Source organism: Escherichia sp. B1147, from assembly GCF_001660175.1.
GTDB classification, from domain to species: Bacteria; Pseudomonadota; Gammaproteobacteria; order Enterobacterales; family Enterobacteriaceae; genus Escherichia; species Escherichia whittamii.
Genome location: NZ_LFHY01000007.1, coordinates 18,674 through 38,099, shown reverse-complemented (window position 1 = coordinate 38,099; position 19,426 = coordinate 18,674). Strand labels below are relative to the sequence as shown.

Annotated in this window: 19 protein-coding genes; 7 read left to right on the top strand and 12 right to left on the bottom strand. The window is 48.9% G+C overall.

Going from position 1 to position 19,426, the window contains the following annotated elements:
* Nucleotides 1-108 precede the first annotated feature (108 nt).
* Nucleotides 109-1,236, top strand: coding sequence for a carboxymuconolactone decarboxylase family protein (locus A9180_RS06570; RefSeq protein WP_064527246.1), 1,128 nt, complete (start codon nt 109-111; stop codon nt 1,234-1,236).
* A 67-nt stretch (nt 1,237-1,303) separates the two neighbouring features.
* A complete protein-coding gene (locus A9180_RS06565; RefSeq protein WP_064527244.1) occupies nt 1,304-3,238 on the top strand; it encodes an exoribonuclease II in 1,935 nt (644 codons plus the stop codon).
* 65 nt (nt 3,239-3,303) lie between these two features.
* Here A9180_RS06565 and A9180_RS06560 read toward each other — a convergent pair whose 3' ends face one another.
* A complete protein-coding gene (locus A9180_RS06560) occupies nt 3,304-3,426 on the bottom strand; it encodes a hypothetical protein (RefSeq protein WP_064527242.1) in 123 nt (40 codons plus the stop codon).
* Nucleotides 3,427-3,479: 53 nt separating this feature from the next.
* Here A9180_RS06560 and pdeR point away from each other — a divergent pair, with 53 nt between their 5' ends.
* The 4 genes from pdeR to osmB all read left to right on the top strand — a co-directional run bounded on the left by pdeR (nt 3,480) and on the right by osmB (nt 7,113).
* Nucleotides 3,480-5,465 carry a cyclic di-GMP phosphodiesterase gene (gene pdeR / locus A9180_RS06555; RefSeq protein WP_064527238.1) on the top strand — a complete coding sequence of 662 codons (1,986 nt, stop codon included), beginning with the start codon at nt 3,480-3,482 and terminating at the stop codon, nt 5,463-5,465.
* A gap of 146 nt (nt 5,466-5,611) precedes the next feature.
* The gene (gene yciZ, locus A9180_RS06550; RefSeq protein ID WP_064527236.1) at nt 5,612-5,785 is read left to right on the top strand and encodes a protein YciZ; all 174 of its coding nucleotides are present in this window, start codon (nt 5,612-5,614) and stop codon (nt 5,783-5,785) included.
* A gap of 93 nt (nt 5,786-5,878) precedes the next feature.
* Complete coding sequence (locus A9180_RS06545; RefSeq protein ID WP_064527235.1) at nt 5,879-6,628, top strand: DNA-binding transcriptional regulator YciT; 750 nt, start codon at nt 5,879-5,881, stop codon at nt 6,626-6,628.
* Between the two features lie 266 nt (nt 6,629-6,894).
* Nucleotides 6,895-7,113 (top strand): osmotically-inducible lipoprotein OsmB, encoded by a 219-nt coding sequence (gene osmB / locus A9180_RS06540; protein WP_045443469.1) that lies wholly within the window; start codon nt 6,895-6,897, stop codon nt 7,111-7,113.
* A 126-nt stretch (nt 7,114-7,239) separates the two neighbouring features.
* Here the strand turns inward: osmB and yciH are convergent, their stop codons facing one another.
* From yciH to pgpB, 5 genes are all read right to left on the bottom strand, one after another.
* Entirely contained in the window at nt 7,240-7,566 is a 327-nt protein-coding gene (gene yciH / locus A9180_RS06535) for a stress response translation initiation inhibitor YciH (protein ID WP_064527234.1), read from the bottom strand.
* On the bottom strand, nt 7,566-8,303 hold the full coding sequence (pyrF, locus tag A9180_RS06530; RefSeq protein WP_064527232.1) for an orotidine-5'-phosphate decarboxylase: 738 nt from the start codon (nt 8,301-8,303) through the stop codon (nt 7,566-7,568). Before pyrF ends, yciH begins: the two co-directional genes overlap by 1 nt.
* Before the next feature lie 191 nt (nt 8,304-8,494).
* Complete coding sequence (gene lapB / locus A9180_RS06525; protein ID WP_064527230.1) at nt 8,495-9,664, bottom strand: lipopolysaccharide assembly protein LapB; 1,170 nt, start codon at nt 9,662-9,664, stop codon at nt 8,495-8,497.
* Between the two features lie 6 nt (nt 9,665-9,670).
* Nucleotides 9,671-9,979 (bottom strand): lipopolysaccharide assembly protein LapA, encoded by a 309-nt coding sequence (gene lapA, locus A9180_RS06520; protein ID WP_064527228.1) that lies wholly within the window; start codon nt 9,977-9,979, stop codon nt 9,671-9,673.
* Nucleotides 9,980-10,127: 148 nt separating this feature from the next.
* On the bottom strand, nt 10,128-10,892 hold the full coding sequence (gene pgpB, locus A9180_RS06515) for a phosphatidylglycerophosphatase B (RefSeq protein ID WP_064527226.1): 765 nt from the start codon (nt 10,890-10,892) through the stop codon (nt 10,128-10,130).
* Between the two features lie 168 nt (nt 10,893-11,060).
* On the opposite strand from pgpB, the gene ribA reads away from it, so the two are divergent.
* Nucleotides 11,061-11,651 (top strand): GTP cyclohydrolase II, encoded by a 591-nt coding sequence (gene ribA, locus A9180_RS06510; RefSeq protein ID WP_064527224.1) that lies wholly within the window; start codon nt 11,061-11,063, stop codon nt 11,649-11,651.
* Nucleotides 11,652-11,714: 63 nt separating this feature from the next.
* Here ribA and acnA read toward each other — a convergent pair whose 3' ends face one another.
* The 6 genes from acnA to topA all read right to left on the bottom strand — a co-directional run bounded on the left by acnA (nt 11,715) and on the right by topA (nt 19,163).
* Complete coding sequence (gene acnA / locus A9180_RS06505; protein WP_064527222.1) at nt 11,715-14,390, bottom strand: aconitate hydratase AcnA; 2,676 nt, start codon at nt 14,388-14,390, stop codon at nt 11,715-11,717.
* Between the two features lie 163 nt (nt 14,391-14,553).
* On the bottom strand, nt 14,554-14,649 hold the full coding sequence (ymiC, locus tag A9180_RS24170; RefSeq protein ID WP_123057969.1) for a small membrane protein YmiC: 96 nt from the start codon (nt 14,647-14,649) through the stop codon (nt 14,554-14,556).
* Nucleotides 14,650-14,748: 99 nt separating this feature from the next.
* Complete coding sequence (locus A9180_RS06500; RefSeq protein WP_064527220.1) at nt 14,749-14,919, bottom strand: hypothetical protein; 171 nt, start codon at nt 14,917-14,919, stop codon at nt 14,749-14,751.
* 2 nt (nt 14,920-14,921) lie between these two features.
* Nucleotides 14,922-15,062 carry a YmiA family putative membrane protein gene (locus tag A9180_RS06495; RefSeq protein ID WP_222928542.1) on the bottom strand — a complete coding sequence of 47 codons (141 nt, stop codon included), beginning with the start codon at nt 15,060-15,062 and terminating at the stop codon, nt 14,922-14,924.
* A gap of 319 nt (nt 15,063-15,381) precedes the next feature.
* Nucleotides 15,382-16,356, bottom strand: coding sequence for an HTH-type transcriptional regulator CysB (cysB, locus tag A9180_RS06490; protein ID WP_064527218.1), 975 nt, complete (start codon nt 16,354-16,356; stop codon nt 15,382-15,384).
* Between the two features lie 209 nt (nt 16,357-16,565).
* A complete protein-coding gene (gene topA, locus A9180_RS06485; RefSeq protein ID WP_064527215.1) occupies nt 16,566-19,163 on the bottom strand; it encodes a type I DNA topoisomerase in 2,598 nt (865 codons plus the stop codon).
* Between the last annotated feature and the right edge of the window lie 263 nt (nt 19,164-19,426).

The window sequence follows — 19,426 nt, the reverse complement described above, 5'->3', positions numbered from 1 at the left end:
CCCGTTTTCTCTGTTATACCTTTCTGATATTTGTTATCGCCGATCCGTCTTTCTCCCCTTCCCGCCTTGCGTCAGGATAACGATTTCCGTTATGACCAAGGAGCGCCCATGGAACAACGCCACAGTTCAGGCAAAAGCCACTGGTATCACGAAATCCAATCCAGCACTTCAGAGCATAACGTTCTGCCACTTGTACCCGAAGCCGCAAAGGTCAACGACCCTTTTTTGCTCGACGTGATTCTTGAGGAACAAACGCTGGCCCCCTTTCAGTCATGGCTGGCCCCCGCACGTGCACTTGCTGGAGAGTTGTTCCCGGATCAGCTGTCAGTGACCCGCCTGCAGACATTCACCGCCTATGAGCGCCTGACGACCGCACTGACCGTTGCCCAGGTCTGCGGCGTTCAGCGGTTGTGTAACTACTATTCCGCGCGCCTGACACCACTTCCCGGCCCTGATTCCTCCAGAGAAAGCAACCATCGGCTGGCGCAAATCACACAATACGCCCGCCAACTGGCCTTCTCTCCATCTATTATCGACGGTCGGTCCCGTCAGCATCTTAACGATGTCGGCCTTACCGTTTGGGACGGTGTGTTCATTAACCAAATTATTGGCTTTGTCGGTTTTCAGGCACGAGTGATTGCCATATTGCAGGCTTATCTCGGGCAACCAGTGCGTTGGCTACCTGGTCTGGAAATGCAAAACTACGCCGACGCATCACTGTTTTCGAATGAGTCAACTCGCTGGCGTACCTGTTACGCCGTAGAAAAATTATCTGAAGATGCGGTGAATAGTTCGACGGTTGAACTCTGCCAACTGACCGAAATACTCAATCTTCACCCGGTTCTACTTTCACGTCTTGAGGCGCTATTCGCCAGCACATTGGTTAGAGCAAAACCCAGTCATCAACTTGCGACGTTATTAACCGCGCGGATTAATGGCAGCTCCGCCTGCTTCGCTATCCAAACACATTCAACAACAGAATATAAAGAGGTCATCCCCATTCTACGTCAGGGCGAAAATGAAATTAATCGGTGGGCTGAGAGCCATTGTGTTGAGCGCGCCACCGTTCAGGCGATACAATGGCTAACCCGAGCACCCGATCGCTTTAGCGCCGCCCAGTTCAGCCCATTACTCGAACACGAAATATCATCAACGCAGGTTATTAATCTGTTGGTATGGAGCGGGCTTTGTGGCTGGATTAATCGCTTAAAAATCGCGTTGGGTGAAACATATTAACCTTGCTGCGTCAGGCAGAATCGCGTAAAACTGTCAGCCGCTCTAATGGCCACGAAAATAGACAATTATGTTTCAGGACAACCCGCTGCTAGCGCAGCTTAAACAGCAACTGCATTCCCAGACGCCCCGCGCTGAAGGGGTGGTAAAAGCCACTGAAAAAGGCTTTGGCTTCCTGGAAGTCGATGCACAGAAAAGTTATTTTATTCCGCCGCCGCAAATGAAAAAAGTTATGCATGGCGACAGAATTATCGCAGTCATCCACAGCGAAAAAGATCGTGAATCCGCCGAACCAGAAGAACTGGTTGAACCTTTTCTAACCCGCTTCGTGGGTAAAGTTCAGGGCAAGAATGACCGTCTGGCCATTGTCCCAGATCATCCATTATTGAAAGATGCTATTCCTTGCCGCGCAGCCCGTGGCCTGACTCAAGAATTCAAAGAAGGCGACTGGGCAGTTGCCGAAATGCGTCGTCATCCATTGAAAGGCGATCGTTCTTTCTATGCAGAACTCACGCAATATATCACTTTTGGTGACGATCACTTCGTACCGTGGTGGGTAACTCTGGCGCGTCATAACCTGGAAAAAGAAGCGCCGAACGGCGTTGCTACTGAAATGCTCGACGAAGGTCTGGTGCGCGAAGATCTGACTGCACTGGATTTTGTCACCATCGATAGCGCCAGCACGGAAGATATGGATGACGCCCTCTTCGCGAAGGCACTCCCGGATAACAAACTGCAACTGATCGTGGCGATTGCCGATCCAACTGCGTGGATTGCAGAAGGTAGCAAGCTGGACAAAGCGGCAAAAATTCGTGCATTCACCAACTATCTGCCAGGTTTCAACATCCCAATGCTGCCGCGTGAGCTTTCTGACGATCTCTGCTCACTGCGCGCCAATGAAGTTCGCCCGGTCCTGGCGTGTCGGATGACGCTCTCCGCAGACGGCACCATTGAAGACGATATCGAGTTCTTTGCCGCCACTATCGAGTCCAAAGCGAAACTGGTTTATGACCAGGTTTCTGACTGGCTGGAAAACACCGGCGACTGGCAGCCAGAAAGTGAGGCAATTGCCGAACAAATTCGCCTCTTAGCGCAAATTTGTCAGCGTCGCGGTGAGTGGCGCCATAACCATGCACTGGTGTTTAAAGATCGCCCGGATTACCGTTTTATTCTCGGTGAAAAAGGTGAAGTGCTGGATATCGTCGCCGAGCCTCGTCGTATTGCCAACCGTATCGTCGAAGAAGCGATGATTGCCGCTAACATCTGTGCTGCCCGCGTACTACGCGATAAGCTCGGTTTTGGCATCTATAACGTGCATATGGGCTTTGATCCGGCAAATGCTGAAACACTGGCAGCATTGCTAAAAACCCACGGCCTGCATGTTGACGCCGAAGAAGTGCTCACACTGGACGGCTTCTGCAAACTGCGCCGTGAGCTGGATGCGCAACCGACGGGTTTCCTCGACAGCCGTATTCGTCGTTTCCAGTCCTTTGCCGAAATCAGCACTGAGCCTGGCCCTCACTTTGGCCTCGGCCTGGAAGCGTATGCCACCTGGACCTCTCCAATCCGTAAATATGGCGACATGATCAACCATCGTCTGCTGAAAGCGATCATCAAAGGCGAAACAGCGACGCGTCCGCAGGATGAGATTACTGTCCAAATGGCAGAGCGTCGTCGTCTCAACCGAATGGCAGAACGTGATGTCGGCGACTGGTTATACGCCCGTTTCCTGAAAGACAAAGCCGGGACCGACACCCGTTTTGCGGCGGAAATCGTCGATATCAGCCGTGGCGGTATGCGTGTGCGTTTGGTTGATAATGGCGCTATCGCCTTTATTCCTGCACCATTCTTACACGCCGTGCGCGATGAACTGGTTTGCAGTCAGGAAAACGGCACCGTGCAAATTAAAGGTGAAACGGTTTACAAGGTAACTGATGTTATCGACGTCACCATCGCCGAAGTCCGCATGGAAACCCGCAGTATTATTGCGCGCCCGGTCGCGTAATCCCCTTTCACGGCCCGTTCATTATGGATGGGCCGTTTGCTTTCCCCTCTCCTTTCACATTCGTTTTATCTCAGCAGATATTTTTTAACGACTTCCGTTTGAAAACTGGCGTTTTCCCAAAACTGGATTACAAATAAATATATAAAAAAAACAATACGTTTAGCCGACACTAATTTCATGTAAGTCATGTTGGACCTTTCATTTAATGGCGTGCTTCGCCGTTAACCGTAGGGTATGCATCATGAAAACCGTTAGGGAGTCCACAACGTTGTACAACTTTCTCGGATCGCACAATCCATACTGGCGGTTGACGGAAAACAGCGATGTTTTGCGCTTTTCCACCACCGAAACCACAGAACCTGAACGTACGTTGCAGTTATCTGCCGAACAGGCTGCTCGCATCAGGGAAATGACTGTCATCACTTCCAGCCTGATGATGAGTCTGACCGTCAATGAGAGCGATCTTTCTGTGCATCTGGTTGGACGAAAAATCAATAAGCGCGAATGGGGGGGCAACGCATCTGCATGGCATGACACACTTGCAGTAGCCCGCGATTTATCGCATGGACTCTCTTTTGCTGAACAGGTAGTGTCTGAAGCTCATTCCGCGATAGTCATTCTTGACAGCCGGGGGAATATCCAACGTTTTAACCGATTATGTGAAGAATACACAGGTTTCAAAGAACACGATGTCATTGGGCAAAGCGTATTTAAGCTGTTTATGAGTCGTCGTGAAGCTGCAGCATCCAGCCGTAATAACCGTGGATTTTTCCGCAGTGGTAATTCTTATGAAATTGAGCTCTGGATACCAACGCGCAAAGGTCAACGGCTGTTTCTGTTCCGCAACAAATTTGTGCACAGCGGTAGCGGAAAAAATGAGATCTATTTAATCTGTTCCGGCACCGATATTACCGAAGAGCGTCGCGCCCAGGAACGACTTCGCATACTGGCAAATACCGACAGCATCACCGGACTGCCGAATCGTAACGCCATGCAGGAGTTAATCGATCATGCCATTGATCAGGCTGACGACTGTAAGGTTGGTGTTGTATATCTTGATTTAGACAATTTTAAAAAGGTAAACGACGCTTACGGACATTTATTTGGCGACCAGTTGTTACGTGAGGTGTCACTGGCCATTTTAAGCTGCCTTGAACAGGATCAGGTGCTGGCACGTCCAGGCGGGGATGAGTTTCTGGTGCTGGCCCCCAATACATCACAAAGCGCACTGGAAGCGATGGCATCGCGTATTTTAACCCGGCTTCGCCAACCCTTCCGCATTGGATTAATTGAAGTCTATACCGGCTGTTCAGTCGGTATTTCACTTTCGCCACAACATGGTATGGATAGCGCTGCCATTATTCGCCATGCAGATACCGCAATGTACACGGCAAAAGAAGGTGGACGCGGACAGTTCTGTGTTTTTTCGCCAGAAATGAACCAACGGGTTTTCGAATATCTTTGGCTTGATACCAACCTGCGTAAGGCGCTGGAAAACGATCAGTTAGTTATTCACTATCAACCGAAAATCACCTGGCGCGGTGAAGTACGAAGCCTGGAAGCGTTGGTGCGCTGGCAGTCGCCTGAACGTGGACTAATTCCCCCGTTAGACTTTATTTCCTATGCAGAAGAATCCGGGCTAATTGTTCCATTAGGACGTTGGGTGATAATCGATGTGGTGCGTCAGGTGGCGAAATGGCGTGATAAAGGCATTAATCTGCGGGTAGCGGTGAACATCTCTGCTCGCCAGTTTGCCGATCAAACTCTTTTTACCGATCTGAAACAGGTTCTTCAAGAACTGAATTTTGAATATTGCCCTATTGATATCGAGTTAACTGAAAGCTGTCTGATAGAAAATGATGAACTCGCCCTCTCTGTTATTCAGCAATTTAGTCAGTTAGGTGCGCAGGTGCATTTGGATGATTTTGGTACTGGCTACTCTTCGCTTTCGCAACTGGCCCGTTTTCCCATCGATGCGATTAAACTTGACCAGGTTTTTGTCCGTAATATTCACAAACAACCTGTCTCGCAGTCATTGGTGCGAGCGATTGTCGCCGTCGCCCAGGCATTGAATCTGCAGGTCATCGCCGAAGGGGTGGAAAGCGCAAAAGAAGATGCCTTTTTGACCAAAAACGGTATCAATGAGAGACAAGGATTTTTGTTTGCCAAACCAATGCCTGCCGTGGCCTTCGAGCGCTGGTTTAAACGTTATCTAAAACGGTCATAAAGAGACGAATATAAACATTTAACGATACATAATCTCATTAATTATTGCATTCCCGAATGATAATTAGCCTTTGCCGTTATACGCTTCTCTTTTAGCGGCAATTTTTGCATTATCTATTTTCAACTTTTTGCCATAAGGATACCTTCATGTCTGAATTTGATGCCCAACACGTTGCCGAACGTATTGATATTGTGTTAGATATCCTTGTGGCGGGCGATTACCACTCTGCGATCCATAATCTTGAGATACTTAAAGCAGAACTCTTGCGCCAGGTTGCTGCATCTACGCCAGACATCCCGAAGGCACCGTGGGAGATTTAACAGTCGTGCTTTCAGGCTTTCCATTTAGCAGAAAAGGATGCCAGGCGCGTCAGCTTTTTTATTGAATATTATAACGTTATAAGAATTACAGCGATGAATTCCCGACAACAAACAATTCTACAGATGGTCATTGACCAGGGTCAGGTTAGCGTAACCGAACTGGCAAAAGCCACTGGTGTTTCTGAAGTTACTATTCGCCAGGATCTCAACACCCTCGAAAAACTGAGTTATCTGCGCCGTGCGCATGGTTTTGCGGTTTCGCTTGATAGCGATGACGTTGAAACCCGGATGATGAGCAATTATACGCTGAAGCGTGAACTTGCCGAATTTGCGGCCTCTCTGGTTCAGCCAGGAGAAACTATCTTTATTGAAAATGGCAGCAGCAATGCCCTTCTGGCTCGCACGTTAGGCGAACAGAAGAAAGATGTTACCATCATTACGGTTAGCAGCTACATTGCGCATTTGTTGAAAGACGCCCCCTGTGAAGTCATTCTACTTGGTGGTGTGTACCAGAAAAAAAGCGAAAGCATGGTTGGCCCTCTGACACGTCAGTGTATCCAGCAGGTTCATTTCAGTAAGGCCTTTATTGGTATTGATGGCTGGCAACCTGAAACTGGATTTACTGGGCGCGACATGATGCGAACCGACGTAGTCAATGCTGTACTGGAAAAAGAGTGCGAAGCAATAGTTCTGACGGACAGCTCAAAATTTGGTGCCGTACATTCTTACTCCATCGGCCCTGTTGAGAAAATCAAACGGGTCATCACCGACTCGAAGATACCTGCCAGCCACCTGTTGCATCTTGAGCACAATAAACTGACGGTTCACGTCATCGACAATTAATTTTCCCTCCGCTATGGATGATTTGCCCTTTCGCAAATCATCCGCTCTAAGATGATTCCTGGCTGTTAATTAAGACTATTTACCTGTCCTTAAAACCTCAAAGTTGTAGAATTAACATTAGCGATATAACAGGAAGTGACTGTCACCTGCGTGATATAACCCTGCGCGAGAGGATTTCACGGAAAATAACTTTTTCAGGAAGCTTATTAACTATTATAGTTAAAGAGAGCTTACTTCCGTGAATCATAAATTCAGGAGAGAGTATTATGTTTGTAACGAGCAAAAAAATGACCGCGGCTGTTCTGGCGATTACGCTGGCTATGTCTCTGAGTGCCTGTTCTAACTGGTCTAAACGAGATCGTAATACCGCAATCGGTGCAGGTGCAGGTGCTATAGGTGGCGCAGTACTGACTGATGGCAGCACGCTGGGTACGTTAGGCGGAGCAGCCGTTGGTGGTATTATCGGTCACCAGGTCGGTAAATAATCGTAAATAAATGTCGATTAGCGACTCGCAATTATAATACGCTTAACTTTGTTCAGTATGAAATAACTGAATAATACACACAGTGAAATAAACGAAAGCCACGGAATGTTTCCGTGGCTTTTTTTGTTAACCGCCAGCGAGTTTTACCTTCATGCCTTTCGCTTCAAGCATTGATTTTAATAAATCACGCTTATCACCCTGGATTTCGATAATTCCCTCTTTTACTGACCCTCCGCAGCCGCATTTTTTCTTTAGTTCTGCCGCTAGCTTTATCAGTTCAGCTTCATCGAGATCAACACCAGTAATCAGGCAAACACCCTTACCTTTACGGCCGCTGGTTTGACGTTGAATACGCACAACGCCGTCACCTTTAGGCCGTACAGGGGCTACTTTCGGTTCATCAATACGCCCAGTCTCCGTTGAATAGACCAGACGGCTGTTGGAATCACTCATTATGCACTCCGCTGTAACGAGGCGTTGATCGCTTTCAGCGTTTGCGCTGGATCCGCAGATTGCGTCACCGGGCGACCAATCACCATATAATCAACCCCAGCCGCCAGCGCCTGTTCTGGCGTCATAATGCGGCGCTGGTCGCCAGCATCACTCCCCTGCGGACGAATACCCGGCGTAACCAGTTTGAAGTCCTGACCAAACGCTTGTTTAAAACGAACGGCTTCCTGGGCAGAACACACCACGCCATCAAGACCACATTTTTGTGTCAGCGCCGCCAGACGTTCTGCATAATCCGCTGGTGACAGTGTCACGCCAAGATCAGCCAGATCGCTTGATTCCATGCTGGTCAGCACAGTTACCGCGATTAACAACGGCGCATCTTTGCCAAACGGAATCAGCGCCTCACGAGCTGCTGTCATCATACGCGCCCCGCCAGAAGCATGAACATTCACCATCCATACGCCTAAGTCAGCCGCTGCGGCCACGGCGTGTGCTGCTGTGTTGGGAATGTCGTGAAATTTCAGGTCAAGGAAGATATCAAAACCACGCTCTTGCAGTTCACGGACAAACTGTGGCCCAAACAGCGTAAACATCTCTTTGCCGACTTTCAGGCGACAATCGCGTGGGTCGATTTTGTCGACAAATGCCAGCGCGGCATCACGATTATTATAATCGAGGGCAACAACGACGGGAGAACTCGTAACAGCGCGGGAAGAAGATGAAGCAGTTAACGTCATGACCAGACCTTCTTGATGATGGGCACCGGAAGTGGCGCGAAAAGGTAAACGGCGAGCATTCTACCCGTGGAAATAAAAAATTAACAGTTGCGATTTCTCCCCTGTCAGGCTTTTCCATGCAGGAGTTACCGAAGCACATTTGTTGATAACAACTATCAGTATGTTGTAACTAAAGTTGATTTTTTTTAAAATTACAGACCATCCAGACCGCGAATTGGTTTAATGGTTGACCAGGCTCGACAGGACGGACAATGCCAGTAAAGGGTATAAGCGGTAAAACCACACTTCTGGCAGCGATAACGCGGCTTACTGCGTACCTTTTCACCAACCATATCACGCAGCACCATCAGGCTCTCTTTTGCACGCCCTTCTTCCGCTTCATTGAGATGGTAATCCATCAATTTGTGGAACACGCGCATGGTTGGGTGACGTTGCAACTGGCGCGTAATATAAATCTGAGCTGCGTCACTCCCGTCACGCGATTCAATGATGTCAGCAAGCATCAGTTCAGCATCGGCACCGGTGTTCTCTTCTACTGCGCGCTGTAGGAATTCTGCCCATTCGGCTGTTTTACCCAGCTGCTGATAGCAGGTTTGCAGCATTTCCAGCGTTTCGCTGACCAGTTCTCTGTCCTGAGAAATAACGCGTTGCAGGCTTTCGACCGCTTTGCCGTACTCGCCTTTGGCCATAAACACACGCCCCATCATGATGGATACGCGCGCGCTGTTTTTGTCGGCCGCCGCCCCTTTTTTCAGCAAAGCCATGGCACGATCGAGATCGTCGCTGGCAATATATTGAAGAGCTAATTCACAATAGAAATGGGCTATTTCGACCCGCTGTTTATCTTTACCCAGTTTAACCAAACGTTCGGCAACATCGATCGCCTTTTGCCATTCACTGGTGGCCTGGTAGATTTGCAGGAGTTGTTGCAATGCGCCGACACGGAAATCAGTTTCATCAGTCAATTGATTAAACATATCTTCCGCACGATCGTACAACCCGGCAGCCATGTAATCACGACCCAGTTGCTGAATTGCTAACAGGCGCTGTTCATAGGTCAGCGAGGCGCTTTCCATTAAAGTTTGGTGGATGCGAATTGCGCGATCGACTTCGCCACGGGATCGGAACAAGTTTCCGAGCGTAAGGTGGGCTTCAACGGTCCCGGTGTCCTCTTTGAGCATATCGAGGAACAGATCCACCGCTTTATCTTGTTGATTACTAAGCAGAAAGTTCACCCCTGCCACGTAATCACGTGACAGGCGGTTGGCTTCATCTTGCTTGTTTTGTTGCGCACTTCTGCGGCCCATATACCAGCCATAGGCAGCGGCTACAGGCAAGAGCAGAAACAACAACTCCAGCATAGAAAGTTATTCCTTCGCCACTGACGCATGCGGCGCTACCGCCACATCAGTCGCGGATGAAAGCTGGTTTTCCAGTCGCTTTATTTTACGTTCAGCACGCGCCAGAGAAACACGAACTCGCAGCCAGAACAGTCCGCAAATTAACCAACCGATAGCAAAACCCGCAGCAAACAATACGGCCAGCAAAGTAGAGATACGATACTCCCCTTGCGCTAACAGATAGTTAAACGTCACCTGTTGATCGTTCTGCGCACCTAATGTGACCGAAATCACGAAAATCGCCAACACCAATAAGAATATGAGTAAATATTTCACATTACTTCCCGTTATGTGGTTAGAGCGCATAAATTATGGTCAACTTATCGCAATAGCCCTTTAAAGTACCATTTTCACGTCGACTGCGAAATGGCAACTACGTGCATTGTTGGTGATTTAAGGGCGAAAATCAGAAAATCAACCAGCGTTAACTTTCTTCTTCTCGTTGCGCTATCTCACGATTTTCTTCCGGAGGTGGTGTCAATGGCCCACAAATTCGTTGCGCAAGCCAGGTTGCCACCGCCACCAGCGCCCACGAAATCAATGTAGCCACCACCAAATCACACGGCCAATGCATCCCGAGCAGTAGGCGGCTTCCCATGACTCCCGTGGCCCAAACCAGCAAGAGTGCAATGGTGAATGTTCGCCGACGCGGCCACAGTAACCCAACGGCCAGCAGCGCCCAACTGGCAGCAAACATCGTGTGACCGGAAGGAAAGGCAAAACCCGTCTCTTTCTGCCAGTGAGAGCGTAAATAGTCCGGTATATTATTTTCTTCAGCCAACTGTTCTTTCACTAAGCTTCCGCGTTCCGCACGTTTTAAAGTGTAGAACTCCTCAACCGGAATATGATGTGTTTTTTCCAGCCATATCACAAAGGGGCGCGGCTCCTGAACTTTATCTTTTATCCAGGATTTCACTCCTTGTCCAATGAGGATCGCCGCAGCCAAAATGGTAAACAGCATAATTGCGGCTTTGAGGCGAAAACGCAGACACCAGAGAAACCAACCGAATAAAATCAGATGGGTAATGACGCCCCAGGGCTGAGTAACGGTTTCAGTGATCCAAAAGGCTGCTTTTAACAGCCAACTTTGATCTCCTGGTTGCCAACGCCAGCCAGAAATCCATACAGCTACCGGCATTACAAGTAATAGTGCAGCTCCCACTGCGGTACGTCTGGCAATCGAACGCATGGCCTCTCCTTTTTATAACTCCCACAATCATAACTGAAAATGCCTGCTCCAGTAAAAATTGACAGATTTGTGCCATTCAGTGAACGATTGGCGCGTCGTGATTAGGAGAACCCCTTCGCGTTATGGCAAAATAAGACAATACAGAACCAGCATTATCTGGAGAATTTCATGCAGCTTAAACGTGTGGCAGAAGCCAAACTGCCAACCCCATGGGGCGATTTCCTGATGGTGGGATTTGAAGAACTGGCAACCGGACACGATCATGTCGCGCTAGTCTATGGCGATATTTCCGGGCATACCCCGGTACTTGCGCGCGTCCATTCTGAGTGTCTGACCGGTGATGCCCTGTTCAGCTTGCGCTGCGATTGTGGCTTCCAGCTTGAAGCAGCACTGACGCACATTGCCGAAGAAGGCCGAGGTATTTTGCTGTACCACCGTCAGGAAGGACGTAACATCGGTTTGTTGAATAAAATCCGTGCTTATGCGTTACAGGATCAAGGTTACGACACCGTAGAGGCCAATCATCAGTTAGGCTTCGCCGCTGATGAACGTGATTTCACCCTCTGCGCCGATATGTTCAAACTCCTTGGTGTCAATGAAGTCCGCTTGTTAACCAACAACCCGAAAAAAGTCGAAATTCTGACCGAAGCGGGTATCAATATCGTTGAACGCGTGCCGCTGATTGTTGGCCGTAACCCAAATAATGAACATTATCTCGATACAAAAGCCGAGAAAATGGGCCATTTGCTCAACAAATAATCCTCGTTTGTTGCAGGCTTAATATGCTTGCCGGACATTCCACATCCGGCAAGCAAAAGCAAATTATTTCAACATATTACGGATGACATAGTGCAAAATACCGTCGTTCTGGTAATAGGTTAATTCCGTTGCAGTATCGATACGACAATGGCACGGTACAACTTCCTGACTACCATCAGCCCGCGTCAGCGTCACAGGAACCGTAGCGCCAGGTTGCAGATTTTGCAGATCGGCAATATCAATCTTCTCTTCCCCCGTCAGCCCTAACGATTTACGCGTCACACCTTGCGGGAACTCCAGCGGCAAAATACCCATGCCTATTAAATTCGAACGGTGAATACGTTCAAACGATTCGGCAATCACCACGCGAATACCGAGCAGACGTGGGCCTTTTGCTGCCCAGTCACGACTCGAACCTGACCCATACTCTTTCCCGGCAATTACCGCCAGCGGTGTTTTCTCCTGCTGATAGCGCATCGCCGCGTCATAAATAGAGATTACATCATTGCCTGGTAGATGGCGCGTCATCCCCCCTTCGACATCAGGCACCATTTCGTTACGAATGCGAATATTGGCGAACGTGCCACGCATCATCACTTCATGGTTACCACGCCGCGAACCGTAGGAGTTAAAGTCTTTCCGCTCAACACCACGACCTTGTAGATATCGACCCGCCGGGCTATCAGGCTTAATGCTACCCGCCGGAGAGATATGGTCAGTGGTAACCGAATCACCCAGCATTGCCAGAATTCGCGCGCCGTGAATATCTTCCACTGGTGCAGGTGTTGCCTGCATTTCGTCAAAGAAAGGCGATAAGCGAATGTAGGTCGAATCATCCTGCCATCCGTAGGTATCTGATCGTACTACGTTAATCTCTTTCCACTCCGCAGTCCCTTCGAAAACTTCCGCGTACTCCTTACGGAACATTTCAGTGGAGACTTGTTCTACCGCACGGGCAATTTCTTGTGCCGATGGCCAGATATCTTTCAGATATACTGGATCGCCTTTACGATCGTGGCCCAAAGGTTCAGAAACCAGGTTGATATTCATATTGCCTGCCAGTGCATAGGCAACCACCAGCGGCGGCGAAGCCAACCAGTTGGTTTTAACCAGTGGATGAATACGTCCTTCAAAGTTACGGTTGCCAGACAGTACCGCGCCAACGGTTAAATCACCTTTTTTAATCGCGGTTTCGATAGGGTCTGGCAACGGACCAGAGTTACCAATACAGGTAGTACAACCATAGCCCACAAGGTTAAAGCCAAGTTCATCAAGATACGGCGTCAGTTTGGCTTTTGCCAGATAGTCAGAAACCACTTTCGAGCCAGGCGCGAGAGACGCTTTGACCCACGGTTGTCGTTTCAGCCCCAGGGTTACGGCTTTTTTCGCCAGTAATCCAGCCGCCATCAGCACGCTGGGGTTAGAGGTGTTGGTGCACGACGTTATCGCGGCAATAACCACTGCACCATCAGGCAACTGATACTGATTCCCGTTCATAACATAATCGACCGGATGGCGATCTTTATGTGTGGCGTTTATTTCCAGTTCGTTACTGGCGGCAAAGGCTTTTGGCACATCTGGCAGCGCAACACGATCTTGTGGACGCTTTGGACCGGCAAGACTAGCGACTACGTCGTTCATATCCAATTCAAGCGTACTGGTAAATACCGGTTCATCACCTGCGTTCCGCCACATCCCCTGCGCTTTAGCATATTGCTCAACCAGTTCAACCTGGTCTTCACTACGGCCGCTTAACCGCATGTAATCGAGAGTGACAGCATCGATTGGGAAGAACCCGCAGGTTGCACCATATTCCGGCGACATATTGGCAATGGTCGCTCGGTCTGCCAGTGGCAGTGAATCCAGACCATCACCGTAAAATTCGACGAATTTACCCACGACGCCATGTTTACGTAGCATTTGAGTAACGGTCAGCACCAGGTCGGTGGCGGTAATGCCTTCACGGAGTTTGCCGGTGAGTTTAAAGCCCACCACATCAGGAATAAGCATGGAAACTGGCTGACCTAACATCGCCGCTTCTGCTTCGATCCCACCAACGCCCCAGCCCAGCACACCAAGACCGTTAATCATTGTCGTGTGCGAGTCGGTGCCGACGAGCGTATCCGGATAAGCAATCCACTCCCCCTCCTGCAATTCACTCCACACCGCTTTGCCGAGATATTCAAGGTTCACCTGGTGGCAAATCCCGGTGCCTGGCGGCACGACGCTAAAACGCCCGAACGCCTGCTGTCCCCATTTCAGAAACACATAACGCTCGTGGTTGCGCTCCATTTCCAGGCGTACGTTTTCCTCAAATGCCTCATCATCACCAAAGCGATCGACGGTCACCGAGTGGTCAATCACCAGATCGACCGGTGAGAGCGGATTCACCTTCGCGGTATCGCCACCGAGACGTTTGACTGCTTCCCGCATCGCCGCAAGATCAACAACAGCAGGAACGCCAGTAAAATCCTGCATCAGCACTCTGGCTGGACGGTAGGCAATTTCGCGATCGGCATGGGCGTTTTTTAGCCATCCCGCCAGCGCATGAATATCTTCTTCGGTGACCGAATTGCCATCCTGCCAACGCAGCAGGTTTTCGAGCAGAACTTTGAGTGACTTAGGCAGACGGGTGATATCGCCCAGTGATTTGGCAGCAAGCGGCAGGCTGTAGTAGTGGTAAGTTTTATCTTTGGTCTGCAACGTGTCCTTACTGGCTTCTCGTAGGGTTGACGACATAGCTCCTCCTTAATGACAGGGTTGCGATGCCCTGATTCTCTTCAGGGTGAATAATAAAGATAACACAAACATCGAGTAACGATTTGATAACAACCCAAATTGATAAAAGAGGAGAAACCTTGTGGCAACGCAAAAGAAAACCCCGCCACAGCGGGGGCGGAGATCAGTGAGTAACGAGCCAGAGAAGTTCGGCCCAGAAGAGCATCGACAGAGAAAATACGCCCATCCAGGACCAGTATTTCATATTTGTAGTGACCATTGTTATTACTTTGTGTTGAGATAACTCAACTTGTTATTGCTGTGGTGTATTAAAAGCCGTTTAATTCATTAATATATTGAGTAACAAGAATGATGATAATTATTGTTTTTGCTGATCATCTTCAGCAAACATCTCTATAAAGGCTTGCTGTTGCGGTGTTAGTTTCCAGCTATGGGGTATAACGACAGAACAGTCCCGTTTCGTTTCCGTTGCATTGTCATTGTGCTGACATAATGATGACGGCTCCTGATGTTGCTCCTGAACGACCATAGTTATCCCCACACTTTCCAAACCAGCAGTGCGACAACCACCCAAAAGAGCGCTGAACCAAGAAATACCGCAAGCCAGGCTTTGCGTTTTAATTCGGGGTCCCGGCGGGGGGCCTGATTTCCAGAAGGCATTGCTAACCTCATATAATCGCCATCACTTATCAGCAAGATGCCAAACGATTGGTATAATTAATCAAATGATAGGACAAATCCTAATGAAACTTTAGTTAAAAATCCAGCGAATTTACGAATCGTTTCCAGTGAATAATTCAATCTTTTGACCTGAAATAGATATTTGAAGAGTGGAATTTGCAACGCGGATAAATAGACACTACTTTAAGCTCGATTTACCATAAAAATCTTGTGGGTATGTATATTGTGAGCGGCGAACAAATAAAAAGGAATAGAGAATATATTCCGGCACCTTTGTCACATAAAAAGATGCCGGAAATAACGTGGATAATTATTTTTCTGGCAATTTGATATCTTTGAACATAACTTCAATTTCTTCATTGGAACGCAGTGCAACGGCGGCATCAACGACGTCTCGCGTTAAATGCGGCGCAAAACGCTGAATGAAATCATACATATAGCTTCGTAAAAAAGTACTGCGACGAAAACCAATTTTGGTTGTGCTGTGGCTGAAGATATCATGTGCATCGACACGCACCAGATCGGGATCTGAAACCGGATCGACTGCCATGCTGGCAATTACCCCTACTCCCAGCCCAAGACGGACGTAGGTTTTAATGACATCAGCGTCAGTTGCAGTGAAGACAATACGCGGCGTCAGTCCTGCACGGTTAAAGGCTGTGTCCAGTTCGGAACGGCCGGTAAAGCCGAAGGTATACGTTACTAGCGGATACTGCGCCAGTTCTTCAATTGTGATTTCCTTTTTGCCCGCCAGAGGATGATCCGGGGTTACCACAATAGCCCGGTTCCAGTGGTAGCAAGGCAACATCACTAAATCTTCATATAAATGCAGGGCTTCCGTGGCGATTGCGAAATCGGCATTACCTTTAGAGACTGCGTCAGCAATTTGTGTCGGCGACCCCTGATGCATATGCAAAGAAACGCGAGGATAACGCTCGATAAAGCCTTTAATGACATTTGGCAGCGCATAACGTGCCTGTGTGTGGGTAGTGGCAATATACAGCGAACCTTTATCAGGCCAGGTGTGCTCACCGGCAACCGATTTAATAGCGTCGACCTTTGACAACACTTCACGAGCAATACGAATAATTTCCTGCCCTGCGGGTGTTACCTGCGTCAGGTGCTTACCGCTACGGGAAAAAATTTGAATGCCCAGTTCATCTTCCAACATTCTGACTTGCTTACTGATCCCGGGTTGTGATGTGTAAAGTCCTTCAGCCGTTGAGGAGACATTCAGGTTATGATTGACTACCTCAACAATATAGCGAAGTTGTTGTAATTTCATGTTAAACCATCCAATTAGACGCCATCAGAACATCGTTTTATCGTCACACCTGGCGGGTGACTAATACGATTTAATAATAAAAAAAGTGATAACTATAACCACTATATCATTTATAGCTTTAGTGTATAGGTGTGTAGAAAAAATAATATGCAATGAAAAAGAGCCGCTTTCGCGACCCTTTGTTTATAAAAACCTGACAGAATTAAAGGTTATTTTTTCCCTTCGACCCATTTGCCATCAACATAAAATGCTGACCAGCCAGTTGCCTTTCCGTCTTTTTCCGAAGAGACATATTGCTGTTTGGTTTTACGGCTAAAGCGAACCATTGTCTTATTACCGTCTGGATCCTGCTGCGGCGCATCCGCCAGATAACGCAGTTTTTCCGGCAGACGGTCGCGGAAGCGATAAAGCTCTTCCACCAGCGGCGCACGCGTTTCTCGAGATTTCGGGAAGGTGTTGGCTGCAAGGAACACGCCTGCAGCGCCGTCACGCAGCACGAAATAAGCATCCGATTTTTCGCACGCTAATTCTGGCAGCGGTACCGGATCTTCTTTCGGTGGTGCCACTTCGCCGTTACGTAAAATCTTACGCGTGTTTTTACACTCTTCGTTGGTGCAGGCCATGTATTTACCGAAACGCCCCATTTTCAGGTGCATTTCAGAGCCACATTTTTCACACTCAACGATCGGGCCGTCATAACCTTTAATACGGAATTCGCCCTCTTCGATCTCGTAACCATCGCAGGTTGGGTTATTACCACAAACATGCAACTTCCGTTTCGGATCGATGAGATAGCTGTCCATCGCCGTGCCGCATTTCGGGCAACGACGTTTTGCGCGCAGGGCGTTAGTTTCAGCGTCTTCGCCTTCCAGTACGTTCAGTACTTCGTTTTCCGGCACCAGGTTAATGGTGGTTTTGCAACGCTCTTTCGGCGGCAGCGCATAGCCTGAACAGCCAAGGAATACCCCGGTGCTGGCGGTGCGAATACCCATTTTGCGGCCACAGGTCGGGCAGTCAATGCTGGTCAGAACCATCTGGTTCGGACGCATACCGCCCTCTTCCGGATCTTTTTCCGCTTTATCAAGTTGCTGGGTGAAATCCGAGAAGAAGTGATCCAGCACGGCTTTCCATTCTGCTTCGTGATTTGCCACCTGGTCGAGGCTGTTTTCCATCTGCGCGGTGAAGTCGTAATTCATTAATTCGCGGAAATTTTCTTCCAGGCGATCGGTGACGATTTCACCCATTTTTTCTGCATAGAATCGACGGTTTTCCACTCGCACATAGCCGCGGTCCTGGATGGTCGAAATAATCGACGCATAGGTAGACGGACGACCGATCCCGCGTTTTTCCAGCTCTTTAACCAGCGAAGCTTCGCTGAAACGGGCTGGCGGCTTGGTAAAGTGCTGTGCCGGAGTCAGTTCAACAAGCGTCAGAGCATCGCCTTTATCGACTGCCGGTAAAATACGATCTTCATCGCCTTTACGCAGCGCAGGCATCACTTTCGTCCAGCCATCAAAACGCAGAATACGTCCGCGTGCTTTCAGGCGGAAATCGCCTGCACCAACGGTCAGCGTGGTGGAATCATATTTCGCCGGGGTCATCTGACAGGCAACGAACTGACGCCAGATTAACTGGTAAAGTTTCTGTGCGTCCGCTTCCATATCCTTCAGCGATTCCGCCATCACATTGACGTCAGAAGGACGAATCGCTTCGTGCGCTTCCTGTGAGTTTTCTTTGCTGGCGTACTGATTCGGGCTTTCCGGCAGATATTTATTACCAAAATTATCGCTGATATAACTGCGAACCATATTTACCGCGTCCTGACTCAGGTTAGTGGAGTCGGTACGCATGTAAGTGATATAGCCTGCTTCATACAGACGCTGCGCCATCATCATGGTTTTTTTCACGCCAAAACCAAGACGGGTGCTGGCAGCCTGTTGCAGCGTGGAGGTAATAAAAGGAGCGCCAGGCTTACTGGTTGTCGGTTTGTCTTCACGTTCAAGCACGCTATAGCGCGCTTTTTCCAGCAGACTTACCGCAGCCTGAGTTTGTTCTTTATTGACCGGACGGAACGGTTTGTCATTCTGATGGGTTACCTGCAAAGCCAATGCTTCGCCGGATGGCGTGGTCGTGCTGGCATCAACTTCCCAGAACTCTTCCGGTACGAACGCTTTAATTTCACGCTCACGTTCGACCACCAGGCGGACCGCCACTGATTGCACACGCCCTGCAGACAGACCGCGAGCAATTTTTTTCCACAGCAGCGGAGAAACCATATAACCCACCACGCGGTCCATAAAGCGACGCGCCTGCTGGGCATTAACACGATCGATATTCAGCTCACCTGGCTTGTTAAATGCCTGACGAATCGCGTTTTTAGTAATTTCGTTAAATACCACTCGGCTATAGCGTGCATCATCACCACCAATCACTTCCCGCAGGTGCCATGCAATGGCTTCCCCTTCGCGGTCAAGGTCGGTTGCGAGATAGATGTGGTCGGCTTTTTCAGCCAGTTGTTTCAGTTCAGAGACGACCTTCTCTTTACCTGGCAACACTTCATAGTGCGCCTCCCAATTGTGCCACGGGTCAACCCCCATACGGTTGACGAGAGCGCCACGTTCATCCTTTTTAGGCTTTTTAGCCGTCTTGGTGGAGGTAGAGTCGGCACTCTTTTTGGCAGTTGAGCCACTGGTCGGCAAATCGCGGATATGACCGACGCTGGATTTCACCACGTAGTCACTACCCAGATACTTGTTGATCGTTTTGGCTTTTGCCGGGGACTCAACGATGACAAGAGCTTTACCCATATTCACCTTACCTAATTTGATTCTTCCAGGAATGCGTCGCACATTGATAAACCTTCCACTGGCAACGAGTTACCGATATGGACTCGCTCTCTGCGGATATCAACCCCTTGTCGTGACTCTGTTCACGAAAATTCAGGTGACTGAGTTAACAGGTCTTGGCCTACAGGCGCTATAGCACGACGTAATTTTGGTCGAATGTCAAGCAAATCTATTGCCAGATTGACGAAAGCGTCACACTGTACCTGATAAAATCCGTTACGCAA